We start from the raw sequence: 21,143 nt of genomic DNA, 5'->3' as shown, positions 1-21,143 counted from the left end.
TAGTATGGCGGGCATTGACTTAAATCAAGAGTACATCATCAAACAGAAAAAAATGCTTATTATCACAATAACGGAAGTTCATCCAGCCTTTCGTAAATCAACAATCCTTTCTCTTGCGCAATCTGTACCATTTCATCGGCACCCTGAGATGATCCTCCAACTCGAAGCACGGCATCACAGTAATTAAGCAGGCGAATGGAAGACGGATGGAAAATCCGGTTGAAAACGTCGTCTCCTAGATTAGTGGAACCGGCTGTAGCAATAAGAGGCAAAGCATACCACTCCCCCAGCACTGGCATATGCCCAGCCTCGTAAACTTGAAGAGCAATTTTATTCATGTATTTGACATTTTCCTCGATTAATACTGGATCATCATTGGTTCGAGAACGATACGGGCCAGCGATAAGGATATGCAGCGGTTTTGATTTTACCTTCAAGAGACCTTGGATCTGAGCGTATTGGAGCAGCATTACCGTCTTAGCATCACGAATCTCGCCGCTTTGGACCATGTCAAGCGCTTGAGCAAACGAAAGTTCCACTACTTCAATATTTTCCTGTTCCTCCTCAAGTCCCCCACCCGGACCTTTTGTCATGACATCACTATACTCAGCTACAAAGAAGTGCAGGGTTTCGGTAACAGATCCTGGTGACATATAGACCTCGCCAACTTTCTGCACTCGGTCGATACGGTACCCCGTCTCTTCCTCCGTTTCCCTCAGAATACTTTCTTCTGGTGTTTCTTTATCGAGTAGCCCCGCGCAGGTTTCGATAAGCATTCCAGTCACATTGCCGTTTAGATAAGTAGGCATTCGGAATTGTCTCGTAAGTACGATGGTTTGTTTGTGTCGATTATAGAGTAGAATGGTCGCTCCGTTGCCTCGGTCATACACTTCACGGGATTGTGTCTCCCATTGTCCATTTTCTTTTTCATACTTGAATGTGATCTTCTTTAAGGTGTACCAGTTATCCGATAGAAGTTCCTCTTTTATGATCCGTACTCTTGGGTTGTAATGCTGTGCCTTCATCTCATTTCCTCCCTAGAAAAATCCCATTTTCTTTAGTCATTTCGAGGGCTCCATTCTCCTGTAGAAGCCGATTGACGTAGTTTCGAAATTCGTCTATAGCCGCACCGACAAGTCGCTCTTTTGCGTTCATCGGGGTCGATATCATATATTCAATCAGGGGTTCAGCTTCGTCGACTAACAGACGGTCGTCGTAACGTAGTAACCGAAGATCGGAGAAGCAAGAAGACAGCAGGTCTCCTCCGTTACCCAGATTAAATCGTTTAATAGCTTGATCCAATACATGAAGGTCGGGGTCGAACGAGACCGCCAATTGTTCAATCTCTTGTAGGTGTTGAGTGCTCATTGTAGAGGTGCATATTATACCTCCTCGCTTTAGTACGCGGTGTATCTCGTGGATCGCTTTAGGGATGTCCGGCACGTGATACAGCATGTTGTTAGCGATAACCACATCGAAATGCTCATCGTGGAAGGGGATTTGTTGCGCGTCAACAGATAAGAGCTTAAACTGTGAACTTTTACTTCCTAAGCGGCAACGTGCTTCTTCTACCATCCCGCTCGAAATATCAGTAAGTGTGATGCGCCAACTGCTTGGAATTCGTTCGGCGTTTCTTATCCAAAAGGTTCCATCGCCGCCACCTAACTCTAGAATGTGGGCTCCAGGGTGCACCTCCAGTTGTTCAAACACCCAATTATGCCAGCCTTGCGGATTTGTACTGAACTTGTCATAAAGATGTATCCGCGTTTGCAAGCGGCTCGCCGTCCGATACTGTTCCCCCCAATCTTGCTTACTCTGCAAGGTTTGAATAACATTTGCTAAGTGGTTCCAATCAGACCGATTGACCGACATTTGCATAGCATCTCGTATTGCATGAACTACATGCTCCGTATGAGTGATTTTTCTCTGTAGAACATCGAGCTGTGCTTGTAATGAATGTCTGATCTCCCCTATGGATAGCGACTCTGCATCTAAGATGTCTTTTATTTCTTGAAGTGATAGCCCTAAGTATTTCAACGTTTGAATTTGCTGCAATTTTTCTAGGTCTTTCATGTTATAAGATCTTATCGATCCCGCATGATGATTTTCTGGAATTAGAAGCCCAATCTGATCGTAATATCGCAATGTCCTGACCGTTATTCCTGTACGCTTTGCAAGCTGCCCTGTCGTTAAATAGTTCTCTTTGTACATCCTTTCTCACATCCAATCGATTGCTCCAGCGTGTTGTTCTCAGTTAGTATAGCAGGTGACGTAACGTCACCTTCAAGCAAAATTTATGCATAAGAAACAGAGGGCAAGCACCCTGACAGCAGTTGGCCTTTCAGCGCCCTCTTGGAAATAATCGGAGCAAATCAACAGGGGTGGATATTTCGTTTTCCGGGCATGTTACTTAAAACATGTTAGGAGGGGATAAGGGATGTCCAGAAGAAACAGGAAATATGCAGTGCCGGGAGTCAATCGCGGGATGCAAACGTTTAAGGCCGAGGTGATGCGGCGCGAGGGTTATGATGTAGATCCGGAGCGGCCTGATGATGTGAAATATGAAGTCGCAAAAGAACTTGGTATCCCATTGGAACACGGTGAGAATGGACATTTGAGTACAGAATCAGTGGGTCAGATTGGCGGAAAAATTGGTGGATCGATGGTCCGCGAGATGATTCGTCTTGCACAGCAGCAATTGGTGGATCAGGAAAGGGAGTAGCATTTTTTCTAAATCATAAAGTTGCAGAAAATATAGGAGGCGGCTTTAGTCCTGAATTGCCTGGGACTGAGACCGTTTTCTTTGTGTTTTCCCAAAACAACCTAATTAATGGTAGAATTTTACCGATGTTCCACGGTATAGTGAAGAAGGCTATAACACCATTCAATTCTGTATTGGGAGAGGAATCGTCAGATGAATCAGAGGTATCGTAAACGCAACACAGCTGCTTTCACAGGGGTATCGTATTTTGCATTGGCTGCAGGTCTTTTTCTATTCTGTTTGGGGGTGTACAACGACGATTGGGAATTGAACGTGAAAGGGTATTATTTGCTTTGCATGGTGTTAATTACGATTAGCTGTATCGTTGTGCAAAAGGTCGTTAGAGACAACTCAGAGGATAAAGAAATTAAGCTAGAAAATCCGAAACACAGGATGAGAAATACAGGGGCTTTCACAATTATGGCTTTTGCAGGCTTGGTTATTGGGTATGTAATGTTCTTTATTGGTCTGTACAATGCTCCATTTCAATTGAATGTAAAGGGGTATTATATAGCTGTTATTCTGTTGATTTCATATAGCGCCGTTGGCGTTCAGAAAGTGACGAGAGATAACGCGGAGGACAAAGAGATTCTCGCCGAGCAAGATGCCAGGAGGGACATTCAAGGGTAAAGAGGGAACTAGATAAGGAGTAGTGAGATGAAATTTTTAAAAGAAAATCTTTTTTGGCAGTATCCAGTAAGCACTTTTTCTATTACAGATGAGAAGATTGAAATTGTAACTGAGCCTAATACTGATTTTTGGCAACGTACCTATTATGGATTCAGAAATGATACTGCACCTGCGCTGCTAATGAGGACTGACGAGAAATACTTTTCTTTAATAGTGAAAACTGATTTTGACAGCGCTCATAGATTTGACCAGTGTGGAGTCATTATTTATCAGGACAGTGACAATTGGTTCAAGGCATCGATTGAATATGAGAATGAAGAATATCAAAGATTGGGTAGTGTAGTTACGAATCACGGATATTCGGATTGGGCAACAACAGATATCGACGCAACAATAAAAACAATGTATTACAGATTAAGTCGGCGTGAGAGTGACTTCTGTGTTGAAAACTCTCTTGATGGGATTACATTTAAGCAGATGCGTATTTTTCATTTGTTTGAAGGAAGTGAGCATATCAACTTTGGTTTATATGCTTGTAGCCCAGAGGATTCGTCATTTAAAGCAACATTTACAGAAATAGAAATCACAGAATGTCAGTGGTTGGAACATAAATAAAGTTAAGGAACTAAGAATAAGTTAAAGGAGCCTCGTGAGTAGTGACGAAGCTCCTTTTTATTTTAAAATCTTTGTATGTTAAAAAAGTTTTGAATGAACTAACTAGGTTGGCGTAGGCACTCTTTTTTTAAATAAGCAGCAAAGCTCTTGATATTCATCCGTATATGCCGATTATTGCCCTCGAGCTTACTCATCATGATGCCGCCTTCCATGATGGAAAGGGAGAAGGTAGCTAGTGCCTCAATGTTGAGATCTGCTTTGAATTCACCACTTTGTACACCTTCAGAAATGATTTTCTTTTTGGATTCCAGTGTGCCTATAAGGGCTTGCTGGGCTTTTTCACGTAAGCCTGGATGACTGTCGTCGCTTTCAATAGCCGTGTTGAGGAGCGGGCACCCCCCAATAAAGGGTGGCGCTTCAACTACTTTCTCATACACATGTAAATAAGCTAATAGCTTGCCAGAGGCCGTTTCTTGCTGACTAATGGCATGAGCTAGTTGGGCCCCCACAATACTACCTGCATAGCTAAAGGCTTCATATGCAATCTCATCCTTACTTGAAAAATGACGATAAATGCCACCTTTCTTAATGCCTGTCAATTCAGTTATATCAGATAAGGATGAGCCCGAATATCCTTTCTGGTTAAACAGTTCAGCGGCTTTAGCTATGATGTAATTGCGAGTCTTCTCACCCTTTTCCATTGTCATCCTCCGTCCTTAATTGTATATGTACACGTAGTATATCAAATGAAATTATTCTGTTGCAAAAAAAAGCATCTATGCTATTATAAAAGATACCAATCGGTATCTTTTATAATAGACAGGGGTGGAAACCATAATGGAAACGACATGGTTTAAGGAATCCAGGTATGCATGGATTGGATTAGGATCTCTCTGGGTTATTGGATTTATTGGTGCATTGACTCGCTTCAGCTTGTCTTTTTTTCAGGTGCAAATATCGACGGATTTACAGATTAGCAGGGGATTCATCTCAATGGCATGGTCCACCAATTTATTCATCGTAGCCGTATGCGCGCCTTTGGGGGGCTGGCTCGTGGATCGTTATGGCACAAAGAAGATACTAATGTTAAGTGCAATCATGAGTACTTTGGGTACTGGTATTGTCGTGTTAGGCCACCATCCTATTGTCTTTTTTATTGGATACGGTGTTATCTCTGGTTTGGCAGGTATTGGGGCGACGACAAATTATATATTGATGTTTGAATGGTTTCGGCATCATCGGGCTAAAGCAATGGCCTTGCTGGCGAGTGCCTCTTCTGTAGGATTAGCGATTATTACACCCATTTTCGTATCCATGGACTGGCTGACTTGGAAAAACGCTTTTATGGCTTCTTTTATCCTAGGTGTTTGTGTAACACTTCCCGTAATTTGGTTAGGAATTAAGAGTTCAGAACAGAAAAATACGGAGAGAGCTCCTTCGGATCGTTCAATAGAAGTCGAAGGTCAAGATACATCACCTAGAGTAACTCCACCGTCCAAGAAATTTATTTCTCTTCCTATCTTTGTCGTAGTCGCGATTGCGCTGTTCACCTGCGGTATCAATATGGGATCCGTCGAGATGAATTTGGTAGCCATACATCAGTTGGCAGATGTATCACCAAGCATGATCGCCCTATCTATGAGCATCCTTGGTATTATGGAAATCACGGGGGCACTCATTTGCGGTTATTTTCTGGACCGATACAATAAATTAATGATGATGTCTCTATTGTATGGCATACGTATTATAGGTTTTGCTTTCCTCTTTATGCACTTGGGAAGTTCACCTATTCTTTTTGCTATAGCGTTCGGAATTACCTACTTAAGTGCATTACCAGGTGGAATGCTTGTCATTAATGAGTTTGCAAAGGGTAAAGGAAAACATACCGGTGTTCTACTTCTCATGCACCAGGGCGGCGGTATAGTAGGTGTATTAATCGGAGGCCTATCCTTCGATTATTTTGGGAATTATCAGAACTTAATTGTAGTTGATGTTATAATCTGTATCCTCGTAACGCTAGGGTACTTCGGATTATTCACGACACATAGAAGGAATCTTCGGATTCAAAATAAGAAGGTTGCAGTAAGTGAGGCACTTTGACTTAGATATGGAGGGATGTAAATATAACTGCGTGCATAATTGGCTATCTTGTCCTTCATATTATAGAGGGTACTCATCTAAGAACAAAGGAGAATATAATTTGCAGCAGCAACCACAGTTAGGAAGTATAACGATGGGCGGACAGCAGCTAGGTCATGGCGCTCACGAAATGTTCGATGTGCACGAGGTATTGTCCTGCCAGATCAATTTACTGGACCAGTTCATGATGTTCAGAACCTTTGTACAGGATCAAGAGCTACTGTCTATCTTGGATCGGCAGTACAATTTCATGCTGGATCAGTACAACTTGACCTGCCAATGCTTTAAGACAGGGCAAAAGCCAAGCCAGGAAACGGCTACCTATCTTATCCCGAATATGACACAGCCGGTTTACGGCCTCCAACCGGCCCCGCCCAAGAAGCCTAACTCGTCACTGGCGGATGTGAAAGATGCGGGCGTCAGCGGGTATATGCTGGGTCTAATCAAATCCCATGCCTCACTGCTGGCCATGTCTTCACCGGAAGTGACGAACCCAGCGCTGCGGCGGGTGCTGGCTTCACAGGTGCAGCATTTTATTGAAATGGGATATGAGTTGTTCCTTTATCAGAACAAACATGCCTATTATCAGGTTCCGCAGCTTCAGGTTTCAGTAATACAGCAGATGCTGGATGCCTATGTTCCTGCTGCCGGATCTCCTCAGATGCCGACAAGCAACTAGAGCACTACCGATCTCTAAATTGTAAATTACCCGGCTTCGTTCGTTATTGAACAGAGGCCGGGTTTTCTTGTGCCTGCCTAAGCTTGTACCAGAATAAAATAGCACCCGATAACGCATAGTAAAACCAGACGGAGGGGATATACATATGGGTGCTCCAACTGGCAAGCTACCTTGGTGGCAGCTTACTCTATTTGGTGTAGGCTGCACGATTGGCACGGGATTCTTTCTTGGTTCCAGCATCGCTATCCGTAAGAGCGGATTATTGGTGTTGGTTATTTTTGTGTTGGCGGCTGTGGCAACTCTGTTCGTCTATGAGGCGCTGGCCCAAATGACTATACAAAATCCTCAAAAGGGCTCTTTTCGTAGTTATGCCAAAGAGGCTTTTGGCCGCTGGGCCGGGTTTGGCATGGGCTGGATCTATTGGTGCTCAGAAATTCTAATACTCGGCAGTACCTTGACTGCTTTGGGCCTGTTTTCGCGGGTCTGGTTTCCGAGTTGGCCGCTTTGGGTTTTTACCGCAATTTATGCTGTACTGGGTCTGCTGGTCATTATTCTAGGTAGCCAGGGGATTAACAAAGCGGAAAATCTATTCGCCATGATCAAAATCGCCGCGGTACTGATGTTCATCGTGGTCGCCGTGATTGCCCTTTTGAGGGGAAGGGGGAATTGGGATACGGTTCACAGTTCGGCAGCATGGTTGAATAAAGGATGGATGGGTGCTTGGAAAGGGTTACTTTATGCGTTCTATGCTTTTGGGGGTATTGAGGTAATGGGCTTTATGGCGATGGACCTACGAGACTCAAAAGAAGCTCCGAAAGCAGGCAGGTTTATGCTGCTGGGCGTGACCCTGCTGTATGTACTGTCGATAGGACTTGCATTATTATTCGTGAGCCCTGAGAAAGTGAGACCTGATCAAAGCTCAATTATTGCTGCACTTGAAGCGATGGGACTACCTATTCTTGTATATGTACTGAACGGGGTAATGATCGTGGCCGGGTTCTCTATTTTAGTGGCTTCATTGTATGCGGTCTCGACTATGCTGGTAACCTTGGCCGAGGATAAAGATGCTCCTTCTTGGCTGGCGGTGACCAAAGGAAAAAGAAAGATGCCGCTCTACGCGCTTGGTATCAATATGCTGGGCCTGTGCGTGACAATTGTACTGAGCTTGTTTCTGCCAAAGCAAATTTTTGAGCATATCACCACGGCAGCCGGTCTAGTTATTTTGTACACATGGCTATTTATCCTTGCCTCTTTCCTTAAGTTATTGAGACCAAAGATGGGCGGTTGGATTAGATCCATGGTCGCTATGGCGCTGATCATTACTGCCGTGGCAGGTACACTTTTTGAAAAAGGGGGCCGTCCCGGCTTCTGGTCCAGCCTTCTGATCATCTGTGTCATTGCGTTGATTACCTGGTTTAGGGAGCACCTTTTGAAAAAACGCGGACAAACTTCATAAGCGCTTAAGAGTGAAATTTCATTCCTATTGCTTTGAACTTGTTCTTCATATAAGTATATGGACATTTAGACGGTGCACTCTCGTCATCTCGTAGAAAATATTGCTTCCATTCTAAATTGCTCTCCTGCCCATACCATTGAAGGGAAGGATGTGCGGGAACACTGTCGTAGTCAGCGAGCTTCTTGCGGATCTGCTTCTTCATGTTGCGGCCAAATGCGGTAGAATCATTAATATTCTCGAACACCCAACGCGGCTGAAAAGCAATGACAAAATAAGGGGTATGGCGGCTTCTCCGCAGCTCATGTGCCGGGGTTGCGCAGAACGCGAAATAAGGATGTCCATCAAAGCAGAACTCCCACGAAGGATGTGCGGGATCTGTAGAAATTTCATCCGGCCAGGGCACCGTGTCCACCGCACTGACGCGGCCCAGAATGGACCAGAACAAATTCTCATATTCCTCAATGGAGTAGCCTTCTGCCAGATCTGCCGGTGTTTCAAAAAACAGGACAAGAGAGGCATATTTACCGGTTTCCCGCGAGCATTCCCCATATTGACGAAGTAATTGAGCGACCTCTATTGCAGACTCTTCACTTCGTGGATCAGCTACGAAGCCAAAACGCAAATGATTGGACAGAAACCCCTGACGTCCCGGAATACAGGGATATTTGCCTTCGGGATCTGCAATCATAGATGTAAATTGACGAAAAGCATCCTGCTGCCAGTACGGCAGCTCAGCCAGATGTTCATCCAGCCAGACCTTTGTGTTCAAATGGGCCATCCAAAAACACCCTCCTCGTTAAGTTCAAAACATCCTATGCGAAGGGAGGGAGATGGGTGAAGGCCTAGGAAAGCTCTTGCCTGTTAAACGTATTAGCCAAACAACTGTGTAAAAGCCTGTAAACCGAAGTAGATGCCAAAACCAAGAAGGCAAATCCCCGCGGCAAGGGAAATGAACCGGAGCATAGAAGGGCCGGTGAACCGATGAAGGAAGCTAGACAGCATCGCCATCACTACATCCCAGAGTAGGATACCGACAAAAATACCAATGCTGTTCCACAGCACCTGATCGAAATGTTGATTTTCTATGCTTTTGGCCAGAATGGAGCCGTAGATACCTAACCAGAACAGAATGCTGAGTGGGTTCATTAGTGCCATCAAAAAGCCTGAACGGAAGGCGCTAGTGCCGGTCTGTGCACCTCGTGAGGCGGATCCAGGCACGGCATTGATATTTTTTAAGGTGTCAATTCCGGTATAAAGGAGAACGAAGCTGCCGAATGTCCACAGGAAGGTTTTCATAAACGGGGTATTCAGAAAGTGGGCTAGTCCAAAGTAAATGAGTAGCATATACACTAAATCCGCACACATAGCCCCCAGTCCGATCATCCAGGATTGGAAAAATCCCATCCGCGCTCCCCGGTCGAGCTGGGCTGCATTGATGGGACCAATAGGTGCAGATAATGAAATGCCGAGTACGATATAGGTTAAAAAGCTATTCATGGTCATCGCTCCTTGAATGAGATGTTAACTTGTACAAGTCATTCTATTCAAGAAGTGGGTAAGTTAGAAGACAAGCCTAGTGGGCGCTATCCTCTTTGCGACATACTCTAAAGGATCTCCACGGCAATCGGTGTACATTTATACCCGTTGCAGACACTTTCGGAGCAGGGACAAGCCGATATGGCAATGATCAGATCCATCTCAGCCCGCAACTCAATATAATCCCCGGCTTTAGAAAGCGGTCGCTCCACGCTGACTTTTCCAGAAGGATCAATGACAGTATTCATAAAAAGATTAAACGGATAATGCTGATCGGGAGCGGGCAGGCCAAACTCCGCCAGTGCCTCATTCAGGTTATTGTAGCAGCTGGCGTGTTCCTTTTTGTTATACAGCACCTCGTACATCTCGGGACGGCAGGCAGAGTTAATGAAATCATGACGGCCCACAGTATCCTTAATAATCGTAAGCAGTGGTCTGTATTGATTGGAATAGAGGATGTCCCCCGGGAGCACATTCATCTTGCCTAGAGCATCTATCGTTACACCGGGGTCAATCCGTTCATTAGGGCCAACGGCGTTATAAGCAGCGAAATCGGCTACCTGCTCACCCTCTACATCGGTTACCCGGACAATCTGTCCTTTGTCCAACTTGAAGCCCAATCCCTTGGTTGCTGGAATCAGCCATTGTTGTTCGCTCATCAGTACTCTCCTTCGGGATATTCATAGTCTGTGAGGGTTAGTATGGCTCTTTGCCAAAAAAGTCATACAAAGTATAGAGCTTTCTGGCGGCATCATAGAAAGAGTTCGTATTCGATTCGATGACAATCTTTGAGCATCAGAATGCATTTATTTTGAAGGGAAACTCATTCGAAAGATAGCTCCACCCTGCTCTCCGTTATGAGCGGATATAGTACCGTCGCACCGTTCAACAATTGCACGTGAAATGGCGAGTCCAAGTCCCGTTTCTCCATTCTTACCTTTAATAAAACGCTGAAATAGCTGAGGCAGTAATTGATCAGGAATACCTTGACCATCATCAATGACATCGATCTGCACTTGTCCATCCTGCTCCGAAATTTCTATATCCACGGCTTGTGATGCATGTCTGATCGCATTGCTCATAATATTTAGTACTGCTTGTAAGAGTTTTTCCGAATCTCCATGAATATGAAGTTTTCTCGGGTTATCCACCTCGTACTTTACTTTGATGTCAACTCTCTCATTTATAGCTAATGGACGTATTCGATCGGCGGTTTTATCGATTAATTGTTCTACTGACACTTCTTCTTGATCAAAAATACCATCTTCACTTTCAAGCTTGGCTAACAAGATCATCTCTGTAACAATTCCCTTAAGTCGTTCACATTCACTTGAGATGACATCAAGACCATTGTCAGCACGATCCCCGGTGAAAATACCATCTCGTATTCCCTCTGCATAACCTTGAATCGTCATTAGTGGGGTCTTAAGTTCATGAGAAGCATTCTGGAAAAATTGTCTTTGAGCATGATGGTATTGTTTAAGTTCTCCTGCGAGATGATGGACACTTTGGGCTACCTCACCAATTTCCCCGCCAGTTTGAATGAGCTGCACCTCATCGAATTGGCGTTTTTCAACTTTTTTGAGCTCAAGCTTTAATTTCTCAAGAGGAGTAACGAGACGTTTGGTAATAAATAAACTTAGGCCAAAGGCAATAATGCCCCCAATCACCATAATGAACATCATTCTTGTAAAAAGCTCTGATTGATATGATTTCACTTTGCTCAGCGGTGTAGACAAGACAAGGGTGGCTGGGGTTACAGCACTAGCTGGATCAAGATTCTGTGGATTAGAAGTTAAGGTCTCAACAATATATTTCTCCTGTCCATTTTCCCATAAATCCTGCTGATTGTGACTTGAATGCTGTTCAATGAGCGGTAGCCATGTCTGTGTCTGCGCTTCAGTCATTGTACTAAATAATATATTACGATTCGGCTCTATGAGTAACGCATCGACGGATCTATTAATTTCTTGAGCCGGCTGTACGATAGCTGCTGCTGACTGAGAAGGTGTTAGGTCTTGAACAGGTAACGAATTGACCAACTCCATCATTGCACTGCCTTGTGATCTTAGCTCTTCTCTTTGATTATTGATTAGTGTGTCCATTAGTAGAGGATAAACGAATGTAGCTGTAAGTACGAGTACGCATACCAGTAATATTCCAAATGATAAATGAAGCTTATAGATTAGTTTCATGTTAGGTCTTCACTCCATCCACGCGCATTCGATAACCATAGCCCCAAACGGTTTCAAGAGGCAGGTCTTCCATTTTACGACGAAGTCTTTTGACTAAATCGTCAATTGCCCGATCGCTACCGAAATAGTCATCGCCCCACACTAAAGTTAACAACTCATTGCGAGAAAAAGCACGATTCGGTTGCGCTGCTAAGGTATGAAGCAATGAAAATTCCTTCACCGTCATTTCAATTTCTTTAGACCTCCAGTAAACCAGACGACTATCTAATACTAGACGAAGCTCATCGATGATGAGGTCGTTTGATTTAGAAGAGACTATACTCTGTTCTGATCTTTCTGTAAGGGAGTTAAGCCGATGGAATAAACGATTTACTCGTGCGACCAGCTCACGTGGGCTGAAAGGCTTAGTTAAATAATCATCGCTTCCAAGCTCAAGTCCAAGTATCTTATCTACTTCCTCATCACGAGCAGAGATCATAATAATAGGAACTTCGGCTTCCTTGCGTATTTGTTTGCAGAATTCATAGCCATTCATACCTGGAAGCATGATGTCTAGAATCCACATATCCGGGCGCTCTGTGTTCCATAACATGAGCGCTTCTTCTGCTGAACCTAATGATATGGTGCTATAGCCTTCCTTCTGTAAATAATTCTCAACGATATCTCTTATATGACAATCATCTTCAACGATTGCGATTTGATAGTTCTTCATCAACAGACCTCCTGACCAATACATCTATTATTCTAACAAAGTTGTCCTTTCAAGCGGGCTTTTCCATACTTTTTCCACAATTGCTCCAAATTAATACCGAAGCTGATCTATAGAATAGTTATTTGTACGGTAAACATGTTGCTTGTATGGAACAAGCTCGAAAGGAGGTTGAGGCTGTGAGAATTTCATATTTGGCTCGCAAGGAGATTCTTGTGGCGTTCTGCTTTCTTGCTCCGAGTTTGATCGGGTTTGCGCTATTTTATTTGATTCCGTTTGGTCAAAGTGTTGTATTTTCATTTGAGAATCCAAGTGGTGAGGCAGGGTTATCGTTTGCCAATTATCAGAGCCTATTAGCTAGCTCGTCCTTTCAAAAGGCGGCAGGGAATACATTCTGGTTCACAATAATTGGTGTTCCGATCCTTATTCTGTTGTCACTTGCTCTTGCCATGCTGCTTAACAAACGAGTCTACCTTCGGAATTGGCTGCGTACATCTTATGTACTGCCACTGGTTGTTCCAGTAGCGTCAATTGTGCTCGTATGGCAGATCCTATTCGACTGGAATGGTTTTTTCAATCATGCATTAGAGTGGATTGGAATTGAGCGGATCGATTGGATGAAATCAGAGTGGGCGCAAGGGGTCATTATTTTTATCTATGTATGGAAAAACATTGGCTATAATGTGCTTCTATTCTTGGCTGGACTGCAAAATATCCCAGATCAATATTATGAGATAGCAAACCTGGAAGGTGCAAGCTGGGCTCGTAAGCACCAGATCACCTTGATTTATTTAATACCGACAGGATTTTTAGTGATGCTGATGTCGATTCTGAACTCATTCAAGGTATTTCGGGAAATTTATTTAGTTGCGGGTGACTATCCTCATGACAGTATCTATATGCTTCAGCACTATATGAACAATATGTTCTTATCGCTCGATATTCAGAAGCTGTCGGCTGCAGCTTTCTTAATGGTGCTCTGCATTTTAGTCATTGTGTTGATGCTCTTCCGAGTTGAACATAAGTTCCGTTCATTTATGGAGTAAAGGGAGGGGTGTAGATGAACAAGAAACAGATAAGAACACTGCTACTTACTATTTTCTTAGCCGTAATCGCGCTGGTAATGCTATTTCCAGTTGTGCTCACAATGGTAAGCTCCTTGATGACGGAGAAGGAAATTATGCTGAATTACGGCATGTTAGGTAATACACAGATGAATGACTTTGTGAATTTGAAGCTGGTTCCAGATTGGGTTTCGCTGGAGCAATTTTATAAGGTGCTTATTTCAACCTCACAATTTCTTCGTATGTTTTGGAATTCTGTATTTATGGTGTTTCCAATCATTATAGGCCAGGTCGTGGTGGCAACATTAGCGGCATTTGCATTTGCCAAGCTGCGATTTCCTGGCAGAGAGCCTTTATTTATTGTGTATCTGATCACGATGCTCATGCCGTTCCAGGTCACGCTTGTGCCGAACTATATCATGTCCGATCGGCTAGGGCTGATTAATAGTCCAAGCTCCATTATTTTACCAGGGATATTTGCGGCGTTTGGTGTGTTCCTGCTCAGACAATTTATGCTCCAAATTCCAACGGCATATATGGAAGCAGCCCAAATGGATGGGGCGGGTTATTTTCGATCCTTTATCAGGATTGTCCTGCCCATGGTTAAACCTGGAATGGCAGCGCTTGTTGTTCTGCTGTTTGCAGATTACTGGAATATGGTGGAGCAGCCCCTGATCTTTCTGCAGGATGCCAATTTGCAGCCCTTGTCCATTTTTCTATCTCGTCTACAGGAAGATGCGCTTGGGGTATCCTTTGCAGCTGCGGTCTTGTATATGACGCCTATGATTCTCTTGTTTCTTTTGGCGGAACGGTATTTTATTGAGGGTATAGAGCTTTCTGGAATTAAAGGATAGGGGAAATGAGATGACAAGCACATCTAAGCGACAACGATTAACGGCTGCTTTGTTTGTATTGTTCTTTGCGATATTGGCTGGCCTGACTTTCTTTAGCAGCACACTCGAAACGATGACGCTGCCCAAAGTAGTTACGGAGAAACTTACCTCGAAATCATTAGTTCATCAGGTTAAAGGGAGTGGAGTCTTAACACCTCGAAAGCAGGTGGATTTGTTGAATGAGACTGGCTCAAAAATTGTGAAGGTACATGTAAAAGAGAATGATGAGGTTAAGAAGGGGCAAAAGCTCGTGACATTTGATAGCTCTGATCTGGATGAGCAGATTTATCAAGAGGAAACGGCGCTAAAGAAACAACAGTTAAATCGGGAGATTCTGGAGGAGGATATGCTGAATGCTTTGATAGATGGTGATGAGCAGGTGATTGCCAAGGCAGAGCGAGCTCTTGAACTGGATAGTATGGATCTTGAACTGGCGCAAAGAAAGATGAATAAGCTGCGCAAAGATAAAGCGGATAAACAGACACTGACGGCCCCCTTTGATGGAAAAGTAACAAAGATTACAGCAGAGGATAGTATGAATGCTTCACAAGGGGGGACAATCCTGACCTTAATGGATAGTCGTAAGGGCTTCGAATTTTCATTTGCTGTCGAGTCGGATAATACGGCATTATTCGAGATTGGATCTAAGGTTTCTGTTCGATTGCAGAAAGACAATACACTGGTTAACGGTGTAATTGAAGAGATTAAAGCTGCATCCCATGAGAGCAGTGAAGAAGATTCATCCGATAAATCGAGTTATCAGGTTGTCGTTTCTGTCTCCGATGATGGTATTAAAGGTGGCGAACAAGTCAGTCTGGATATAAAGAAGGAGTCAAATGAAAAAGGTTATGTGTTACCAAAGAAATGGGTTCATAAGGATACAACAGGAAGCTATGTCTTTGTAGTTGAGGAGAAGAAAAGCTCACTCGGCAATACGTTTAATGCACGCAAGGCTTATATTGTAACGGGTGATTCAACCGAGGATGAGGTTGTAGCTGTGAGCGGCTTAAGTCCTGATGATGAGATCATTATTGAATCAAGTGAACCACTTCAGGAAGGTAATCGAATCCGAGTATATTGAAGGGAATGAATGAATTTGAAAAGAAGATGGGTTTTGTCCTTATTAGCAATGATAGTCGTATTATCGGGATGCTCTAGCAGCAGCGTGGGATCAGGTACAGAAGGATCAACTAATGAACAATCAGGCCAGAATGGCAATAAGATTGAGATTGCGACCATGGCGGTAACTCCTTATTTAGATGAGGCGGTTAAGCAATATAAAAAAATTCGCCCAGATATACAAATTGAAATCAAAGAGTATCTAGCCAGACCTCAAACGGAGGAAATGACATCGAGCGAATCATTCTCAAAGAGCGATGTTGAGAAATATATACAAACGGTTAGCACACAGATGATGTCCGGCAAAGGGGCAGACATCATCGTAATGAACGATCTGCCGCAGGACAAATATGTCGCCAAAAACATGCTGACTAATTTCTATGATCTGATGGATCAGGACTCAGAATTTGATCGAAATCAGTACTATCAAAATATCTTTAAGAACTCCCAGGATGAGGACGGATTGTATGCAATGCCATTCTCATTTGTCATCGACGCGCTTACTGGGAATACAGAGTTGTTAGAAAAAGCTAATATAAAAATCGATGATAAGACCTGGACATGGGATGGATTTAAAGAAATTTCTAAGAAGCTTAAGGAACAAGTTGGTGAGGATTATGTAGCATTTGTTAATCTATTTCCGATTCAAATGTTAGCGGAGTATATAGAAGCCAATTATGATAAGCTCATTGATCAAGGTCAAGCTAATTTTGATTCCGATCTGTTTCGAGACATGATGAAGCAAATCAAATCGATGTATGATGAAGGCGTACTTAAAGAGGAATTTTCGTACGATTATACCAAAACTTTGTTCAGCAAAGCTAACCTTTTCGATCCAATGTCAGGCCTCTCTCAAGTCCTTGATCCAAAGCTTAAACTATATCAAAATCCAACAGTCAATGGAAAATATAATGGAACTCCATTTAAGTCATACTTTACTTTAGGCATTAACAGCAAGTCCAAGGTTCAAGAGGAAGCTTGGAACTTTATTAAGTTCATGCTTTCCGAAGATATGCAATCTTCACCAGTGGTACAGGGCTTTCCGCTGCATAAGGGAGTTGTGGAGAAACAGCTTAATGATGCTAAGCAGCAGGCAGTAGCGGGAACACTACCTCTTCTAGAACAGAAGTTTGATGCTGAGACTGTAGAAAGTAAAATCCAAGAATTACATCAGCTTCTAGATGGAGCAAGTAGGAATTTATCTAGTGATCATAAGGTCGTTTCAATTGCAATTGAAGAATTTGATTCATATATGAGTGGTCAGAAATCCGCTGAAGACGTCAGCAAGCTGATTCAAAATCGAGTCAACACTTACATTAACGAGTAAATAGAACGTTCTAATCGAGAGGCGCTCAATCATTTAACGGTGATTGAACGCCTTTTGTTTATTTTGCAGGAATCATCCCATTTGTCGTTGAATATATCCCGTTAACCGTATTGCGTATTTGAGATACGCAGCCACAGGAGGGAACAACATTGAAATCGACTACCGTTCAAAGCCTTACAGAGACGTTTAAGCTGGAAGTGCTTGCAGGTGCTAGCTGCATGGATCGTGAAATCACTCGTTCAAAGGCGCATAGACCTGGTCTGGAGTTCGTGGGTTACTTTGATTTTTTCCCAACGAAGCGGGTACAAGTATTGGGCTGCAAGGAAATCAATTATCTGTTAACCCTAAGCGTTGAAGAGCGCAAGTTACATATTGGTAATATCGTCAAGTATCATCCACCATGCTTTATTGTGACGACAGGTCAGCAGGAGATTCCTTATTTAACTCTATTCTGCGAAGAAGAGGGCATCCCGTTGCTTCGGACGCAGGAGACGACGACAGAGATCATCGCAAAGATTGATACCTATCTGGTGAAGGCGCTGGCGCCAGAGCTTTCAATTCATGGGGTATGTGTAAACGTGTCTGGTATAGGTGTCCTACTCAGGGGCAAGTCAGGGATTGGAAAAAGCGAAACCGCGCATACGCTTATTAGAAGAGGCCATCGGTTTGTAGCGGATGATATCGTGGTGCTGAAGAAGCTGGGACCGGCGACGCTTCTCGGCACACATAACGAGACGACCCGCGAATTCCTAGCGCTGCGCAGTATTGGTCTGATCAATGTTGTACGCCAGTACGGGCGTAGAGCTTTTCAGGATGAGACGCGAATTGTACTCGACATCGAGTTGTCTCCTTGGCGAGAAAATTCCTTGAACAATGAGCTCGAACTGGAGCCGAAGTTCACAGACTATCTCGGTGTCCAAATTCCGCATATTGAAATCCAGCTTCAGCCCGGTCGTGACGTAGCCGGCCTAATTGAAGCTGCCGCCAACAACTGGTATCTGAAGCAGCTTGGCTATAGCGCCGTAGAAGAGTTTATGCAGAGGATTGAAAACAAGCAATGAGGGGTGCTCATGAATTTGTGTATACGTAACAGACCGCAGAAGAGCTATGTGGTCTGTTTTTTTAACTAAATTTCGCCTTTGATGCGTGATTGGCTGGGCATAGGCTATAAATGGTATAATTTCTAATAGGTATTTTGAGTGATCGTTACTAGGAGGTATTAATGATGAGTGATGAGCTATTGGGAAAATTGGATACTTGGCATGAAGAGGATGAATTTCAAGAAATCGTGGATGCAATAACGGAAATTCCTGAAGAGGAAAGAGATTATGTTCTAACTAGTCATTTGGGCAGAGCGCTTAATAATCTCGGGCAATATGAAGAAGCTTTAGAGCAGTATTTGAGCATTGAAGAAGAGGGTGAAGGTGACCCGCTTTGGCATTACCGTATCGGAGTTTCCTATTATTATCTGAAGCGGTACGACGAAGCTTTAAAAGCATTTACAATTGCAGACGAGCTAGAGCCTGATGATGAGGACACCTTGGAGTTTTTGGGATGGATCAAACGAAAATTGGCTAAGAAAGCTACGAAAAAGCCTGTGAATAAACCTGCAAAGAAGCCTGTAGTAGCGATCGACACCACCAACTTTTGGGATGACAGCGAGTATGCGTTCTCAGAGTATATCTCTGAACCGCCTACAGATGCATTGATTGCTTCAGTAGAAGAAGAGCTGGTTTTTAAGCTGCCAAAATACTACGTTGAAATGATGAAGCTACATAATGGGGGAATTCCTCATAACACTCGGTACCCAATTCCGGGAACAGAAGAATTTATTACGATTTCAGGTATCCTTGGAATTGGACGAGATAAGAATAAGTCGCTGTGTGGAGCTTCAGGCAGCCGGACTGTGATTGAAAATGGACGTTATCCTGAGGTTGGTGTAGTGATTTGTGATTGTCCTTCCGAGAATGAAGTAATCATGCTGGATTACCGCGAGTTTGGAAATGATGGCGAACCCGAGGTTATTCATGTTGATCGTGATAACAAATACAAGATTACTCGCTTGGCTGATAATTTCGAGTCCTTTATCGGCGGACTGGTGAAATAGTGGATTTGGCGATTTAGCTGAATGTGGGGCTGATAAATCAGCCAAATAAACGACCGAAAAAAACAGAGCAACGGTTCTTCAATAACGGAGAATCGCTGCTCTGTTTCTTTTTAACCCACTCATTGATCGCTATTAAACACCTTGCACTGAAGCACATCGAGTGCTCGGTTGATTTCTTCTAGTTCTTCAGTAGAAGAATCCTTGATCCGGTCCAGGAAACGTTCACCAATCTGCTCAAAAGCTTTGTTCATCATCGCTTGTCCAGCGTCAGATAACCGAATCATTTGCTTACGCCGATCTTCTGCGACATCCAGCTTTTCGCAAAGATTCTTTTCTGTTAATTTCTTGAGCTCACGGCTCGTGTTCGGCATAGAGATATTCTTACAATCACTAATTTGACTGAGAGTAACAGGCTGGCTGACCGCAATATACTCCAGAATACTATATTGAACGGGCGTAATACCTTCCGGTCTAACATCTTTGGTTAAATCGAATGTTACTTCATGGACTGCCGTCGTAAAGGTCACTAATTTATGAAAAAACGCTTCTTTGTCCATAACGATCACCTCTTAGTGTAAACTTTAACAAAATAATTATCATAATACAATTATCATTTGACAACTAAATAAAGATTGTGATACGATTTTGTTATCAAATGATAATTAAAGAGGTGGATCAATGAACGTTTTAGTCATCTATACTCATCCGAATCATAAAAGTTTAAGTTATGCTTTTCTCAATAAAGTCATTCAAGGAAGTAATGAAAATCGAAAGATCACGAACATCTAGGTGCTTGATCTATATGAAGAGCAATTTGATCCGGTGCTGGTCTTTAACGAAAATAAACGTAGAAGAGACATGCATATCGATCCCAAGTTTGAGAAATATCGTGAGCAGATTCGTCAGGCCGATAAAATTGTGTTTGTGTATCCGATCTGGTGGGGCCGGCCTCCAGCCATGCTGCTCGGGTATATTGATCAAATGTTTGCCTCTAATTTTGCTTATAGAGAAAAGGGCGGCCTTATCCCCGAAGGGCTGCTGAAAGGGAAGTCCGTGGTTTGTATTTCCAGCATGAAGGGGCCAACCCTTTATCCTTTATATTGGTTAAACAATTCCCATAAGGTGCTGATGAGAAAAGCATTATTTCAATATTGCGGTATGAAAAAAGTGAAGTTTTTCGAGTTTGGGAATATGGAGAGTCCAAAAGGTAAACATGACAAAAAGCTAAATCAGGTCTACCAATATTTTAAATCTGTAGCTAATTGATGCCTCAAAGATAATAGCTCGATAATCATTTGGACTCGTTATAAAGATAGGCGACATAATCCTGCAGCACTGAGGTGTGGTCCATTTGTCGCAGCATAGTCCCGATATTTCCACGGTGATAGCTGCCATGGTTTACGATGTGGAAGATAGCCCCGGAAATGGATGTCTCAAGTGATCCCATAGTTGGATGATCTAACACAACGGTGGGGTCCTTATCTATTTGACTAGCCAGCACCATTTTATTTTTGCTGGTTAGCTCACGATAGAGGACATCCATTTCTTCAATATTTTTTATAGCTAATAAGGGCTCTAATTGGGCAGCTGATGCTTTAGCTTCATTCCTAGTTCGCCCTTCAATTAAGTCAAACCAAATGTTCTCCACGACATAAATATGCGTCACAACCTTCGCTACCGAAGAAAAACCGCTCTGGATATCCTTATGATAAATGTCTTTAGGCAACTCCTTTAAGCGATGGATGATCGTTTGATTAGCCCATACATTGTAGTCATACATTTCTAACGTCGGATGTTTCTCCATGAGTTTCTCCCCCTAAGATTATAGATGCTTTAATTATACCCATTCCAAAAATGTTCGGTACAATTTAGAGATGTTTATTATAGGATTCTTTGTCCAAAATAAACCAAAA

Annotated in this window: 22 protein-coding genes and 2 pseudogenes; 14 read left to right on the top strand and 10 right to left on the bottom strand. The window is 43.1% G+C overall.

All coding sequences use genetic code 11. The annotated features are described in order from the left end of the window. Positions 1-62: 62 nt before the first annotated feature. Both nudK and NYE25_RS20455 read right to left on the bottom strand, forming a co-directional pair. Complete coding sequence (nudK, locus tag NYE25_RS20460; protein WP_341146730.1) at positions 63-1,025, bottom strand: GDP-mannose pyrophosphatase NudK; 963 nt, start codon at positions 1,023-1,025, stop codon at positions 63-65. A gap of 1 nt (position 1,026) precedes the next feature. Further along, positions 1,027-2,211: a MerR family transcriptional regulator gene (locus NYE25_RS20455; RefSeq protein WP_341146729.1), complete on the bottom strand. Its 1,185-nt coding sequence runs from the start codon at positions 2,209-2,211 to the stop codon at positions 1,027-1,029. Between the two features lie 226 nt (positions 2,212-2,437). On the opposite strand from NYE25_RS20455, the gene NYE25_RS20450 reads away from it, so the two are divergent. From NYE25_RS20450 to NYE25_RS20435, 4 genes and pseudogenes are all read left to right on the top strand, one after another. Then, complete coding sequence (locus NYE25_RS20450; RefSeq protein ID WP_076285007.1) at positions 2,438-2,722, top strand: alpha/beta-type small acid-soluble spore protein; 285 nt, start codon at positions 2,438-2,440, stop codon at positions 2,720-2,722. Positions 2,723-2,914: 192 nt separating this feature from the next. Next, positions 2,915-3,097, top strand: a pseudogene (locus tag NYE25_RS20445) (YiaA/YiaB family inner membrane protein); the annotation flags it as partial. A 57-nt stretch (positions 3,098-3,154) separates the two neighbouring features. Next, a complete protein-coding gene (locus NYE25_RS20440; RefSeq protein WP_306035596.1) occupies positions 3,155-3,391 on the top strand; it encodes a YiaA/YiaB family inner membrane protein in 237 nt (78 codons plus the stop codon). A 27-nt stretch (positions 3,392-3,418) separates the two neighbouring features. Next, positions 3,419-4,006, top strand: a complete 588-nt coding sequence (locus NYE25_RS20435) for a DUF1349 domain-containing protein (RefSeq protein WP_341146728.1) — start codon at positions 3,419-3,421, stop codon at positions 4,004-4,006. Positions 4,007-4,104: 98 nt separating this feature from the next. Here NYE25_RS20435 and NYE25_RS20430 read toward each other — a convergent pair whose 3' ends face one another. Further along, positions 4,105-4,707 (bottom strand): TetR/AcrR family transcriptional regulator, encoded by a 603-nt coding sequence (locus tag NYE25_RS20430; protein ID WP_341146727.1) that lies wholly within the window; start codon positions 4,705-4,707, stop codon positions 4,105-4,107. A 136-nt stretch (positions 4,708-4,843) separates the two neighbouring features. On the opposite strand from NYE25_RS20430, the gene NYE25_RS20425 reads away from it, so the two are divergent. The 3 genes from NYE25_RS20425 (at position 4,844) to NYE25_RS20415 (ending at position 8,280) form a co-directional block, all read left to right on the top strand. Further along, positions 4,844-6,106 carry an MFS transporter gene (locus tag NYE25_RS20425; protein ID WP_341146726.1) on the top strand — a complete coding sequence of 421 codons (1,263 nt, stop codon included), beginning with the start codon at positions 4,844-4,846 and terminating at the stop codon, positions 6,104-6,106. A gap of 133 nt (positions 6,107-6,239) precedes the next feature. Next, positions 6,240-6,824: a spore coat protein gene (locus tag NYE25_RS20420; RefSeq protein WP_341147760.1), complete on the top strand. Its 585-nt coding sequence runs from the start codon at positions 6,240-6,242 to the stop codon at positions 6,822-6,824. A gap of 145 nt (positions 6,825-6,969) precedes the next feature. Then, the gene (locus NYE25_RS20415; protein ID WP_341146725.1) at positions 6,970-8,280 is read left to right on the top strand and encodes an amino acid permease; all 1,311 of its coding nucleotides are present in this window, start codon (positions 6,970-6,972) and stop codon (positions 8,278-8,280) included. A gap of 4 nt (positions 8,281-8,284) precedes the next feature. On the opposite strand, the gene NYE25_RS20410 is transcribed toward NYE25_RS20415, so the two are convergent. The 5 genes from NYE25_RS20410 to NYE25_RS20390 form a co-directional block, all read right to left on the bottom strand. Continuing rightward, positions 8,285-9,058, bottom strand: coding sequence for a YqcI/YcgG family protein (locus NYE25_RS20410; protein ID WP_341146724.1), 774 nt, complete (start codon positions 9,056-9,058; stop codon positions 8,285-8,287). Positions 9,059-9,150: 92 nt separating this feature from the next. Continuing rightward, the gene (locus tag NYE25_RS20405) at positions 9,151-9,777 is read right to left on the bottom strand and encodes a LysE family transporter (protein ID WP_341146723.1); all 627 of its coding nucleotides are present in this window, start codon (positions 9,775-9,777) and stop codon (positions 9,151-9,153) included. Positions 9,778-9,884: 107 nt separating this feature from the next. Then, positions 9,885-10,475, bottom strand: a complete 591-nt coding sequence (locus NYE25_RS20400) for an urea carboxylase-associated family protein (RefSeq protein WP_341146722.1) — start codon at positions 10,473-10,475, stop codon at positions 9,885-9,887. A gap of 147 nt (positions 10,476-10,622) precedes the next feature. Continuing rightward, a complete protein-coding gene (locus tag NYE25_RS20395) occupies positions 10,623-12,011 on the bottom strand; it encodes a sensor histidine kinase (protein ID WP_341146721.1) in 1,389 nt (462 codons plus the stop codon). Position 12,012: 1 nt separating this feature from the next. Then, positions 12,013-12,723: a response regulator transcription factor gene (locus NYE25_RS20390; protein WP_341146720.1), complete on the bottom strand. Its 711-nt coding sequence runs from the start codon at positions 12,721-12,723 to the stop codon at positions 12,013-12,015. A gap of 146 nt (positions 12,724-12,869) precedes the next feature. Between NYE25_RS20390 and NYE25_RS20385 the strand changes: the two genes are divergently transcribed. The 6 genes from NYE25_RS20385 (at position 12,870) to NYE25_RS20360 (ending at position 19,230) form a co-directional block, all read left to right on the top strand. Next, the gene (locus NYE25_RS20385) at positions 12,870-13,766 is read left to right on the top strand and encodes a carbohydrate ABC transporter permease (protein WP_445667142.1); all 897 of its coding nucleotides are present in this window, start codon (positions 12,870-12,872) and stop codon (positions 13,764-13,766) included. Between the two features lie 14 nt (positions 13,767-13,780). Continuing rightward, positions 13,781-14,638 (top strand): carbohydrate ABC transporter permease, encoded by an 858-nt coding sequence (locus NYE25_RS20380; protein WP_341146718.1) that lies wholly within the window; start codon positions 13,781-13,783, stop codon positions 14,636-14,638. A 10-nt stretch (positions 14,639-14,648) separates the two neighbouring features. Continuing rightward, the gene (locus NYE25_RS20375) at positions 14,649-15,758 is read left to right on the top strand and encodes an efflux RND transporter periplasmic adaptor subunit (protein ID WP_341146717.1); all 1,110 of its coding nucleotides are present in this window, start codon (positions 14,649-14,651) and stop codon (positions 15,756-15,758) included. Between the two features lie 15 nt (positions 15,759-15,773). After that, complete coding sequence (locus NYE25_RS20370; protein ID WP_341146716.1) at positions 15,774-17,123, top strand: ABC transporter substrate-binding protein; 1,350 nt, start codon at positions 15,774-15,776, stop codon at positions 17,121-17,123. Positions 17,124-17,272: 149 nt separating this feature from the next. Then, positions 17,273-18,184: an HPr(Ser) kinase/phosphatase gene (gene hprK, locus NYE25_RS20365; RefSeq protein WP_042192937.1), complete on the top strand. Its 912-nt coding sequence runs from the start codon at positions 17,273-17,275 to the stop codon at positions 18,182-18,184. Positions 18,185-18,348: 164 nt separating this feature from the next. After that, entirely contained in the window at positions 18,349-19,230 is an 882-nt protein-coding gene (locus tag NYE25_RS20360) for an SMI1/KNR4 family protein (RefSeq protein WP_341053384.1), read from the top strand. 119 nt (positions 19,231-19,349) lie between these two features. On the opposite strand, the gene NYE25_RS20355 is transcribed toward NYE25_RS20360, so the two are convergent. Further along, positions 19,350-19,787 carry a MarR family winged helix-turn-helix transcriptional regulator gene (locus NYE25_RS20355; protein ID WP_341051101.1) on the bottom strand — a complete coding sequence of 146 codons (438 nt, stop codon included), beginning with the start codon at positions 19,785-19,787 and terminating at the stop codon, positions 19,350-19,352. 121 nt (positions 19,788-19,908) lie between these two features. Here NYE25_RS20355 and NYE25_RS20350 point away from each other — a divergent pair. After that, positions 19,909-20,496 (top strand): annotated as a pseudogene (locus NYE25_RS20350) (NAD(P)H-dependent oxidoreductase). A gap of 25 nt (positions 20,497-20,521) precedes the next feature. Here NYE25_RS20350 and NYE25_RS20345 read toward each other — a convergent pair. Continuing rightward, positions 20,522-21,034 (bottom strand): DinB family protein, encoded by a 513-nt coding sequence (locus tag NYE25_RS20345; RefSeq protein WP_341146715.1) that lies wholly within the window; start codon positions 21,032-21,034, stop codon positions 20,522-20,524. Positions 21,035-21,143: the final 109 nt, after the last annotated feature.

The sequence above is a fragment of the Paenibacillus sp. FSL E2-8871 genome, assembly GCF_038000345.1.
Classification (GTDB): Bacteria; Bacillota; Bacilli; order Paenibacillales; family Paenibacillaceae; genus Paenibacillus_AQ.
Note: the sequence above shows the minus strand (reverse complement) of the source record. Positions and strands in the feature narration are given on the sequence as shown.

Bases quoted from the DNA above. Each gene is read 5' to 3' on its own strand.
- NYE25_RS20455 (WP_341146729.1), bottom strand. From the start codon at position 2,211: ATGTACAAAGAGAACTATTTAACGACAGGGCAGCTTGCAAAGCGTACA.
- NYE25_RS20395 (WP_341146721.1), bottom strand. From the start codon at position 12,011: ATGAAACTAATCTATAAGCTTCATTTATCATTTGGAATATTACTGGTA.
- nudK (WP_341146730.1), bottom strand. From the start codon at position 1,025: ATGAAGGCACAGCATTACAACCCAAGAGTACGGATCATAAAAGAGGAA.
- NYE25_RS20435 (WP_341146728.1), top strand. From the start codon at position 3,419: ATGAAATTTTTAAAAGAAAATCTTTTTTGGCAGTATCCAGTAAGCACT.
- NYE25_RS20390 (WP_341146720.1), bottom strand. From the start codon at position 12,723: ATGAAGAACTATCAAATCGCAATCGTTGAAGATGATTGTCATATAAGA.
- NYE25_RS20355 (WP_341051101.1), bottom strand. From the start codon at position 19,787: ATGGACAAAGAAGCGTTTTTTCATAAATTAGTGACCTTTACGACGGCA.
- NYE25_RS20420 (WP_341147760.1), top strand. From the start codon at position 6,240: ATGGGCGGACAGCAGCTAGGTCATGGCGCTCACGAAATGTTCGATGTG.
- NYE25_RS20430 (WP_341146727.1), bottom strand. From the start codon at position 4,707: ATGGAAAAGGGTGAGAAGACTCGCAATTACATCATAGCTAAAGCCGCT.
- NYE25_RS20380 (WP_341146718.1), top strand. From the start codon at position 13,781: ATGAACAAGAAACAGATAAGAACACTGCTACTTACTATTTTCTTAGCC.
- NYE25_RS20360 (WP_341053384.1), top strand. From the start codon at position 18,349: ATGAGTGATGAGCTATTGGGAAAATTGGATACTTGGCATGAAGAGGAT.
- NYE25_RS20405 (WP_341146723.1), bottom strand. From the start codon at position 9,777: ATGAATAGCTTTTTAACCTATATCGTACTCGGCATTTCATTATCTGCA.
- NYE25_RS20345 (WP_341146715.1), bottom strand. From the start codon at position 21,034: ATGGAGAAACATCCGACGTTAGAAATGTATGACTACAATGTATGGGCT.
- NYE25_RS20385 (WP_445667142.1), top strand. From the start codon at position 12,870: ATGGAACAAGCTCGAAAGGAGGTTGAGGCTGTGAGAATTTCATATTTG.
- NYE25_RS20450 (WP_076285007.1), top strand. From the start codon at position 2,438: ATGTCCAGAAGAAACAGGAAATATGCAGTGCCGGGAGTCAATCGCGGG.
- NYE25_RS20400 (WP_341146722.1), bottom strand. From the start codon at position 10,475: ATGAGCGAACAACAATGGCTGATTCCAGCAACCAAGGGATTGGGCTTC.
- NYE25_RS20410 (WP_341146724.1), bottom strand. From the start codon at position 9,058: ATGGCCCATTTGAACACAAAGGTCTGGCTGGATGAACATCTGGCTGAG.
- NYE25_RS20375 (WP_341146717.1), top strand. From the start codon at position 14,649: ATGACAAGCACATCTAAGCGACAACGATTAACGGCTGCTTTGTTTGTA.
- NYE25_RS20425 (WP_341146726.1), top strand. From the start codon at position 4,844: ATGGAAACGACATGGTTTAAGGAATCCAGGTATGCATGGATTGGATTA.
- NYE25_RS20440 (WP_306035596.1), top strand. From the start codon at position 3,155: ATGAGAAATACAGGGGCTTTCACAATTATGGCTTTTGCAGGCTTGGTT.
- NYE25_RS20415 (WP_341146725.1), top strand. From the start codon at position 6,970: ATGGGTGCTCCAACTGGCAAGCTACCTTGGTGGCAGCTTACTCTATTT.